The 8,811-nt window shown below is 63.1% G+C and carries 8 protein-coding genes; 5 read left to right on the forward strand and 3 right to left on the reverse strand.

All coding sequences use genetic code 11. The annotated features are described in order from the left end of the window. The 3 genes from EN914_RS14365 to EN914_RS14375 all read left to right on the forward strand — a co-directional run. On the forward strand, positions 1 to 726 hold a 726-nt coding region (locus EN914_RS14365), incomplete at its 5' end, for an amino acid ABC transporter permease (RefSeq protein ID WP_164778739.1). 139 nt (positions 727 to 865) lie between these two features. Continuing rightward, a complete protein-coding gene (locus EN914_RS14370; protein ID WP_031213892.1) occupies positions 866 to 1,615 on the forward strand; it encodes an amino acid ABC transporter ATP-binding protein in 750 nt (249 codons plus the stop codon). Between the two features lie 111 nt (positions 1,616 to 1,726). Further along, the gene (locus tag EN914_RS14375; protein ID WP_024505008.1) at positions 1,727 to 2,395 is read left to right on the forward strand and encodes a TIGR02117 family protein; all 669 of its coding nucleotides are present in this window, start codon (positions 1,727 to 1,729) and stop codon (positions 2,393 to 2,395) included. A gap of 73 nt (positions 2,396 to 2,468) precedes the next feature. Here the strand turns inward: EN914_RS14375 and EN914_RS14380 are convergent, their stop codons facing one another. Then, positions 2,469 to 3,710 carry an FAD-dependent monooxygenase gene (locus EN914_RS14380; RefSeq protein ID WP_024505007.1) on the reverse strand — a complete coding sequence of 414 codons (1,242 nt, stop codon included), beginning with the start codon at positions 3,708 to 3,710 and terminating at the stop codon, positions 2,469 to 2,471. Positions 3,711 to 3,729: 19 nt separating this feature from the next. Continuing rightward, positions 3,730 to 3,975: a zinc-finger domain-containing protein gene (locus EN914_RS14385; protein WP_013532417.1), complete on the reverse strand. Its 246-nt coding sequence runs from the start codon at positions 3,973 to 3,975 to the stop codon at positions 3,730 to 3,732. Positions 3,976 to 4,186: 211 nt separating this feature from the next. On the opposite strand from EN914_RS14385, the gene EN914_RS14390 reads away from it, so the two are divergent. Together EN914_RS14390 and ppx are read left to right on the forward strand one after the other, a co-directional pair. Beyond that, positions 4,187 to 6,388, forward strand: a complete 2,202-nt coding sequence (locus tag EN914_RS14390; RefSeq protein WP_024505006.1) for an RNA degradosome polyphosphate kinase — start codon at positions 4,187 to 4,189, stop codon at positions 6,386 to 6,388. Then, entirely contained in the window at positions 6,388 to 7,923 is a 1,536-nt protein-coding gene (gene ppx / locus EN914_RS14395; RefSeq protein WP_024505005.1) for an exopolyphosphatase, read from the forward strand. The genes EN914_RS14390 and ppx overlap by 1 nt, the downstream gene beginning before the upstream one ends. Positions 7,924 to 8,507: 584 nt before the next feature. Here ppx and EN914_RS14400 read toward each other — a convergent pair. After that, a partial coding sequence (locus EN914_RS14400; RefSeq protein ID WP_164778740.1) for a DoxX family protein occupies positions 8,508 to 8,811 on the reverse strand: 304 nt, incomplete at its 5' end.

An 8,811-nucleotide genomic window follows, 5' to 3' on the forward strand; every position in this document is an offset into this window, starting at 1 on the left:
CTGCTGTTCTTCGTGCTGCCGATCGTCGCCTTCGTCCTGCTGGTCGGCGGCATGTTCGGCCTGCCGCATGTCGAGACCTCGCTTTGGGGCGGGCTCTTGGTAACGCTCAGCCTGTCCTTCGTCGGCATTGCCGTGTCGCTGCCGCTCGGCATCGTGCTGGCGCTCGGCCGCCGTTCCAAGATGCCGATCATCAAGACGCTGTGCGTCGTCTTCATCGAGACGGTGCGCGGCATCCCGCTGATCACCGTGCTGTTCTTCGCCAGCGTCATGCTGCCGCTGTTCCTGCCGGAGGGCGTTTCGTTCGACAAGTTCCTGCGCGCTTTGATCGGCGTGTCGCTGTTTGCCGCCGCCTATATGGCCGAAGTGGTGCGCGGCGGCCTGCAGGCGATCCCCAAGGGCCAGTATGAAGGTGCCGATTCGCTCGGCCTCGGCTATTGGCAGAAGATGTATTTCATCGTCATGCCGCAGGCGCTCAAATTGGTCATCCCTGGCATCGTCAACACCTTCATCGGCATGTTCAAGGACACCAGCCTGGTCATCATCATTTCGATGTTCGACCTGCTCGGCATCGTCAAACAGAATTTTTCCGATGCAAACTGGGCAACCGCGCAGACGGCGAGGTCTGGCCTGATCTTCGCGGCCTTCGTCTTCTGGCTGTTCTGCTTCGGCATGTCGCGCTATTCAATGTACACCGAACGCCGGCTCGACACCGGCCACAAACGCTGAATGCATGTCGCCCAAAAGTGTATAGCGGTTTTGGGGTAACGACAGGCATCATTACCAACAACAAAAGAACAAGGGGATCCCTCTCATGGCCACCGAAAATGCCGTCAGCGCAGAAGAGATCAAGGTCAACGCCGCCAAGATGCAGATTTCGACGACCGATGTCGCCATCGACATCATCGCCATGCACAAATGGTATGGCGAGTTCCATGTGCTGAAGGACATCAACCTGAAAGTGATGCGCGGCGAGCGCATCGTCATCTGCGGCCCCTCCGGCTCCGGCAAATCGACCATGATCCGCTGCATCAACCGCCTGGAGGAGCACCAGAAGGGCAAGATCATCGTCGACGGCAAGGAATTGACCAACGATCTCAAGAAGATCGACGAGGTGCGCCGCGAGGTCGGCATGGTGTTCCAGCACTTCAACCTGTTCCCGCATCTGACCATCCTGGAGAACTGCACGCTGGCGCCGATCTGGGTGCGCAAGACGCCGAAGAAGCAGGCCGAGGAAATCGCCATGCATTTCCTCAAGCGCGTCAAGATCCCGGAACAGGCCAACAAATATCCCGGCCAGCTTTCCGGCGGCCAGCAACAGCGTGTGGCGATTGCCCGCTCGCTGTGCATGAACCCGCGCATCATGCTGTTCGATGAGCCGACCTCGGCGCTCGATCCGGAGATGATCAAGGAAGTGCTGGAGACCATGGTTGGCCTTGCCGAAGAAGGCATGACCATGCTGTGCGTCACCCACGAGATGGGTTTTGCCCGCAAGGTCGCCAACCGGGTGATCTTCATGGACCAGGGCCAGATCGTCGAGCAGAACACGCCGGCCGAGTTCTTCGACCACCCGCGCCATGAGCGCACGAAGCTGTTCCTGTCGCAGATCCTGCACTAGGCTTTCGATGTTTGCGAGGAGCCCGGCTGAAACACTGCCGGGCTCTTTTGCGTATGGGATAACAGGCGACCGTTCCTGTCGCGCTGGAGCGCTTTTGCAGAGCCGCCTTTCATGAAGAGACTGGGACGTTTTCTAGGCCTTCTGTTGATTGTCGTCGCTCTCGCCGTGACGACGGGCACCCTCGTGCCGCGGCCGCTGTGGCCGGCGGCCGCCGCCATGCCCGCCGCGACGCGCCACATCCTGGTGCTGAACAATCCGATCCACACCGATATCGCCATCCCGTTCGACGATGCCGTGCGCCGGCGTTTCCACTTCCTGGTCGACGCCGGCATACCGGCCGACAGGCCGGAGGTCCGCTACATCGTCTTCGGCTGGGGCGGTCGCGCCTTCTACCTGGAGACGCCGACATGGTCCGAGCTGAAGGCGGTACCGGTGATGAAGGCACTGACCCTCGACGCGTCGGTCATGCATGTCGATGTCGCCGGTGACATCCTCGAACCGCGTCCTGACATCGCGGGGTTCGACATCACAGAGGACCGGTTCGCGGCGTTGCTCGATTTCATCGATGCGAGTTTCCAGCGCGGACCGGAAGGCCCGATCCTCGTTCCGGACGCGGCCTATTCCAGGTTCGACGGCTTCTACGAAGCCAACGGCCATTTCAACGCACTGATCGGCTGCAACACCTGGACGGCGACCGCCTTGCGCACCGCAGGCCTGCGCACCGGCTGGTGGAACCCGCTGCCTGTATCGCTCGGGCTATCGATGCGGCTGTATAATTAGCGTGGGCATTCCGCGAATTGGCGAGTGTCGCGTTCCTTCACACCCCCTCTGTCCCGCCAACCTTTCGCAGGTTTCAGCTTTCGTCAGCCTCCGGTGCCCGCCAGCCATAGAGCCAGTCCAAATCCGCCGCGAGTTTTTCCGACGAGCGCATTTTCAGGAACACGTTGCGCGCAATCGCCACCGGCCCTGCGGCATGCCAGGCCAGCCGGTTGACAGCGCCGCGTCGGGCGACCTGCGCGACACGCGGCCGCCGCGACTGTTCCCAAACCGCAAGCGCGGCCAGCGGGTTCGTAGGGGAGGCGTAGACGGCGTCGGCAAGCGTCGCCGCATCCTCGATCGCCATGGCCGCACCTTGCGCCGCGAATGGGGTCATCGCATGCGCGGCGTCGCCGATCAGCGCCATGCCGTTCGGTGTTGTCCAGGGCTGTTGCGGGTCGACAGTGTGGATCGGCCACGCGGTCCACGGGCCGGCCTGCTCGACCAGACGGGCAAGTTCTGCCGCAGTGCCGGCAAGAGCTCGGGTCAGGATCCCGGCGTCGGCGTTGCCGGACCAGCCCTCGGCAATGCGGTCGCCCCTGGTGAAGGCCGCGAGATTGAAGGCCGCACCCTTGCTGACGGGATAGGCCACCATATGGAAGCCGGGATGCAGGAAGGTGGTGACGCAGTCCCTGGCGCCAATGGCGGCAAAGCTCTGCCCCGCGGCGCTATCGGCTGCGATGGTCGCGCGCCAGGCCAGTTCGCCGGAGAAATGGTTTCTTGGCGAAGCCGACCCCTTGGCCGAGTCGACAAGTGCGCGCACCGACGACCAGACGCCATCGGCCCCGACCAGCAGGAAGCCCTCCGCCGCGATGGTCTTGCCGTCGATCTCGGCCGTCGCCGTGATGCCATGCGGGCCGGAGGCAACGTCGCCGATGCGGGCGCCGGTGGTGAGATGGATATCCGGCACCTCGGCAAGGCGCGCGGTCAATGCGCTCTGCAGATCGGCCCTGTGCGCGACGAGATAGGGTGCTTGCCAGCGGGTTTCGGCGGCTTGCCCCAGCGGCACGCGCGCCAGTTCGCGCAAGGTCGCGGCCTTCTTCAACACCACGGCTTGCGGCCGCACCGCTGCCGGCAGCAGCCGGTCGAGCACGCCGAGCTGGCGAAGGATGCGCGTCGCGTTTGGAGAGAGCTGGATGCCGGCGCCGGCAGCTTCCAGGCGCTGCGCCTGTTCGAACACCCGAACCGCGTAGCCGCGCGAGGCGAATGCAAGGGCTGCGGTCAATCCGGCGACACCGGCCCCGGCGACGACAATTTGCCGGGAACGCGTGTCGTTCATCGGGCTGGTCGCGAAAGTCTCAGGCGGCCTGTTCGATGTAGATGCATCCGGCCGGCAGCGTTTCCGTCGCCTTCAGCTTCGGCGAATAGCGGTAGAGCGTCGAGCAATAGGGACAGACTTTTTCATTGTCGTCGCCCATGTCCAGAAACACATGCGGGTGGTCGAAAGGCGGATTGGCGCCCGTGCACATGAATTCCTTCACGCCGATGTCGATTGCCGGATAGCCCGCATCGTTCTGAAAATGGGGAATGGAACCGCCTGCCATCGTCGTCTCCTTAACGCAGTCTCGTCTGCATCTGGATCATATCAGGCCTCTTTGCAAGTTCGATGAAATCAAACTGTCGCAAAAGCCTGTCAGAGGATAAGTTAAGCCGGTTAACCCATGGCCCGAAAACCGATTTCGGTTTTCGGGAGGGACCATGGGTCGCTAGAGTGACTGGCTAGCCGGCTTGAGCGGGTATGGAAGAGCGGGAATCATGAACGAACTGAAGCCGGTGCAGAACGAATTCGTGGATGTCGAGGTGGCTCGCCCGGAAGGCGGCAACCCGGACCGGTTTGTCAACCGCGAGTTTTCCTGGCTGCAGTTCAACCGGCGCGTTCTCGAGGAGTCGCTGAACCTCAATCATCCGCTGCTGGAGCGCGTCCGCTTCCTGTCGATCTCGGCCGCCAATCTCGACGAGTTCTTCATGGTCCGAGTCGCCGGTCTTGCCGGCCAGGTGCGCGAGGGCATCACGCTGAAGAGCCCCGACGGCCGCACCCCCGAACAGCAGCTCGAACAGCTGCTGCGTGAGGTCGAGCGGCTGCAGGAAGACCAGCAGAAGAGCCTTTCGGCGCTCACCGTGCTGCTCAACAAGGAAGGCATCGAGAGCATCACCCGCGATGCGCTGACCAAGGACGAGAAAATCTGGCTGGAAGACCATTTCCAGGAACAGGTTTTCCCGGTGCTGACCCCGCTGTCGATCGACCCGGCGCATCCGTTCCCGTTCATCCCCAATCTCGGCTTCTCGATGGCGCTGCAATTGCGCCATCGCAAGAACGGCGAGGAGATGAGCGCGCTGCTGCGCCTGCCGGTGGCGCTGAAGCGCTTCATCCGTCTGCCGGACCGCAAGCATCATGTCCGCTTCATCCCGCTGGAAGAGGCTGTCGGCCTCTATATCGGCAAGCTCTTCCCCGGCTACGAGGTCAAGGGCTCCGGCACGTTCCGCATCATCCGTGACAGCGATATCGAGGTCGAGGAGGAGTCCGAGGACCTCGTGCGCCTGTTCGAAACGGCGCTGAAGCGGCGTCGGCGCGGATCGGTGATCCGCATCGAATTCGACAGGCTGATGCCTGGCGAATTGCGCGATTTCGTCGCCGGCGAGCTTGGCGTGTCGTCGAGCCGCATCAGCGTCTTGACCGGTCCATTGGCGCTCAGCCAGATTTCCGAGATCGTCGCCGTTCCCCGCGACGACCTGAAATTCACGCCCTACAATCCGCGTTTTCCCGAGCGCATCCGCGAACATGGCGGCGATTGTTTCGCCGCCATCCGCGAGAAGGACATCGTCGTCCATCACCCTTACGAATCCTTCGATGTGGTGGTGCAGTTCCTGCGCCAGGCAATGGCCGATCCGGAAGTGGTGGCGATCAAGCAGACGCTTTACCGCACCTCCAACGACAGCCCGATCGTGCGCGCGCTGGTCGACGCGGCCGAGGCCGGCAAGTCGGTCACCGCACTGGTCGAGCTCAAGGCGCGTTTCGACGAGGAAGCCAACATCCGCTGGGCGCGCGACCTGGAGCGGGCCGGCGTGCAGGTGGTGTTCGGCTTTCTCGAACTGAAGACGCATGCCAAAATGTCGCTGGTGGTGCGGCGCGAGGACGGCAAGCTGCGCAACTACGTGCACCTCGGCACCGGCAACTACCATCCGGTCACCGCGCGCATCTACACCGACCTGTCCTTCTTCACCACAGATCCGACGATTGCGCGCGATGTCGCCCAGCTGTTCAATTTCATCACCGGCTATGCCGAGCCGACGGACGAAATGCGGTTGGCGATCTCGCCGTTCACGCTGAGAAGCCGCATCCTGAAGCACATTGCCGACGAGATTGCCTACGCGGTGCAAGGCAAACCGGCGCGCATCTGGATGAAGATGAACGCCCTCGTCGATCCGATCATCATCGACGCGCTCTACGATGCCAGCCGCGCCGGCGTCGAGATCGACCTTGTCGTGCGCGGCATCTGCTGCCTGCGGCCGCAGGTTCCGGGCCTGTCGGAAAACATCCGCGTAAAATCGATCGTCGGCCGTTTTCTCGAGCACAGCCGCATCTATTGTTTCGGCAATGGTTACGGCCTGCCGTCGGACGAGGCGATCGTCTACATCTCCTCGGCCGACCTGATGCCGCGTAATCTCGACCGCCGCGTCGAAACCATGGTGCCGATCACCAATCCAACTGTGCATGAACAGATCCTTGGCCAGATCATGCTGGGCAACATTATGGACAATCAGCAAAGTTTCGACGTATTGGCTGATGGAACCTCCCGGCGCGTCGTGCTGGAGGAGGGCGAGGAACCGTTCAACGCGCAGGAATATTTCATGACCAATCCGAGCCTGTCGGGACGGGGTGACGCGCTGAAGTCGCATGCGCCCAAGCGCATCGCGCAGTTCAAGCGCCGCAAGAAGAACGCCGCAGCGTCCGGCTGATGCTGTCTGATTCTCAGGGCCGGCTGCAGGACCGCCGACCGCTGTCCATCATCGACATCGGATCGAACTCGATCCGTCTCGTCGTCTATGAGGGGCTGGCGCGCTCGCCGACCATGCTGTTCAACGAAAAGATGCTGGCCGGTCTCGGCCGCGGCATCGTTTCGACCGGCAAGCTCGACCCCGAGGCGGTAACGCGCTCGATGGAAGAGTTCCGCCGCTTTCGTGCGCTTTCCGACCAGGCCGGCGCCGAGCAAATGTATGTGCTGGCGACCGCGGCGGCCCGCGAGGCGGTCAACGGCCCCGATTTCATCCACCGCGCCGAGGATGTGCTGAAGACCGAGATCCGAGTGATCAGCGGTCGTCAGGAAGCGTACTATTCCGCGCTCGGCGTCATTTCCGGTTTCCATCCGGCCGATGGCATCGCCGGCGATCTGGGCGGCGGCAGCCTCGAACTGGTCGATGTCAGCGGCGAGGCGATCGGCGACGGCATCACGCTGCCGCTGGGCGGCCTGCGCCTGCAAGACATGGCGAAGAACTCGCTGGCCCAGGCGGCCAGGATCGCGCGTGACGAACTGGCGAAGGCCAAGCTGTTGAAAGGCGGGCAGGGCAGGCCCTTCTACGCCGTCGGCGGCACCTGGCGAAATCTTGCCCGGCTGCACATGGAAATGACCAACTATCCGCTTGGCGTCATGCACCATTACGAGATATCGGCCGAAAGCGCGGCGAACTTCCTCAAGCAGGTGGCCAAGGCCGAGATCGAGAAGGTCAAGGGCATCGAAGGCGTTTCGAAGAACCGCCGTTCGCTGCTGCCCTATGGCGCCATCGTGCTGCAGGAGATCATGGCGGCGATGCAGCCGTCGAAGATCATCGTCTCGGCGCTCGGCGTGCGCGAAGGCTTTCTCTATTCGCTGCTCGACGAGGCGGAGCAGAAGGCCGATCCGCTGATTTCGGCCTCGGAGGAACTCGCCCGTCTGCGCTCGCGCTCCGTCACCCATGCGCACGAACTTGTCGACTGGACCGCCAAGACCTTTGCCGCCTTCGGCATCGACGAGACCGAGGACGAGGCGCGCTACCGCCACGCGGCCGCATTGCTGGCCGACATCGGCTGGCGCGCGCATCCCGAATACCGCGGCAAGCAATCGCTCAACATCATTGCGCACGCGTCCTTCTTCGGCGTCGACCATCCTGGCCGTGCTTTCCTGGCGATGGCCAACGCCTATCGTCACGACGGCATCTTCAACGAAGCCATCGCCCCCGAGATCAAGGCTCTGGCATCGCCGCGTTATCTGGAGCGCGCCCGCGTCCTCGCCGCCATGATGCGCGTCGTCTACCTGCTGACGGCGTCGATGCCCGGCATCATGCCCAGGCTGAAATGGGAACAGCGCGCCAACGGCGTGCTGGCGCTGGTCTTGCCGGCATCGCTGGCCGATCTCTATGGCGAGCGGCCGGCCGGGCGCCTGGCGCAGCTGGCCAGGATCACCAACCGCCGGCTGGTGCTGGCCGTCGAGGGTGGCCCCAGCATGTCGGTGAAATAAGGCGCTAGCTGCTAGCAGACCCGTGTCTTATCTGACTTAAGCGGAGACCTGCCGGTCGTACTTCGCCGGCGGCATCGCGTTTGTAGACCGGCTTCCCCCAATCCGTCGCTGCTTTGCAGCGCCACCTTTCCCCCCTCCGGAGGGAAAGGAAGGGAGCCTTGTTGGAAGAGCGTTGGCGGCAACAGGCTCGCGCCCTTCCTCTACCCCGTCGATCGGGGGAGAGGTGGCTCGGCGAAGCCGAGACGGAGTGGGGGTCGACCTGGCTTGGCGTCGAGGGCGGCCCCAGCGTCTCGGTGAAGTGGGCACGGCCTAAGCCTGATATCTGACCCACGCGGATATGAGATCAAACCAATCGCGCCACTTGTCAGCGGCATCGCGTTTGTAGACCGGCTTTCCCCAATCCGTCGCTGCTTTGCAGCGCCACCTTTCTCCCCTCCGGAGGGAAAGGAAGGGAGCCTCGTTGGAAGAGCGTTGGCGGCAATAGGCTCGCGGCCTTCCTCTACCCCGTCGATCAGGGGAGAGGTGACTCGACGAAGCCGAGACGGAGTGGGGTCGATCAGCTCGGGCCCATCTACGCAAAAATATCAAACCGCGCCGCGCCCGTCGATCGACCATGCGCCGGCGCCGGCCATCGCCAGCGCTACAAACCCACCTGATATCGCAATGTCCTTCATCAGCATCTGCTGGTGCAGGAAGGCGAGCATCGCGTCGCCGCCGCCCTGGCCATAATGGCCGATGAAGCCGGCGACGATACAGAAGGCAGCGAGCAGAAGCGCTATGATCCGGGTCTGGAAACCGACCAGGATGAGCAGCCCGGCGATCAGTTCGAACAGTCCCGTGCCCCAGGCGGCAAGTGTCGGCAGCGGCAGGCCGAGGCCGGCGAAATAG

It is taken from the genome of Mesorhizobium sp. M7A.F.Ca.CA.001.08.2.1 (assembly GCF_003998455.1).
GTDB lineage: Bacteria > Pseudomonadota > Alphaproteobacteria > Rhizobiales > Rhizobiaceae > Mesorhizobium > Mesorhizobium ciceri.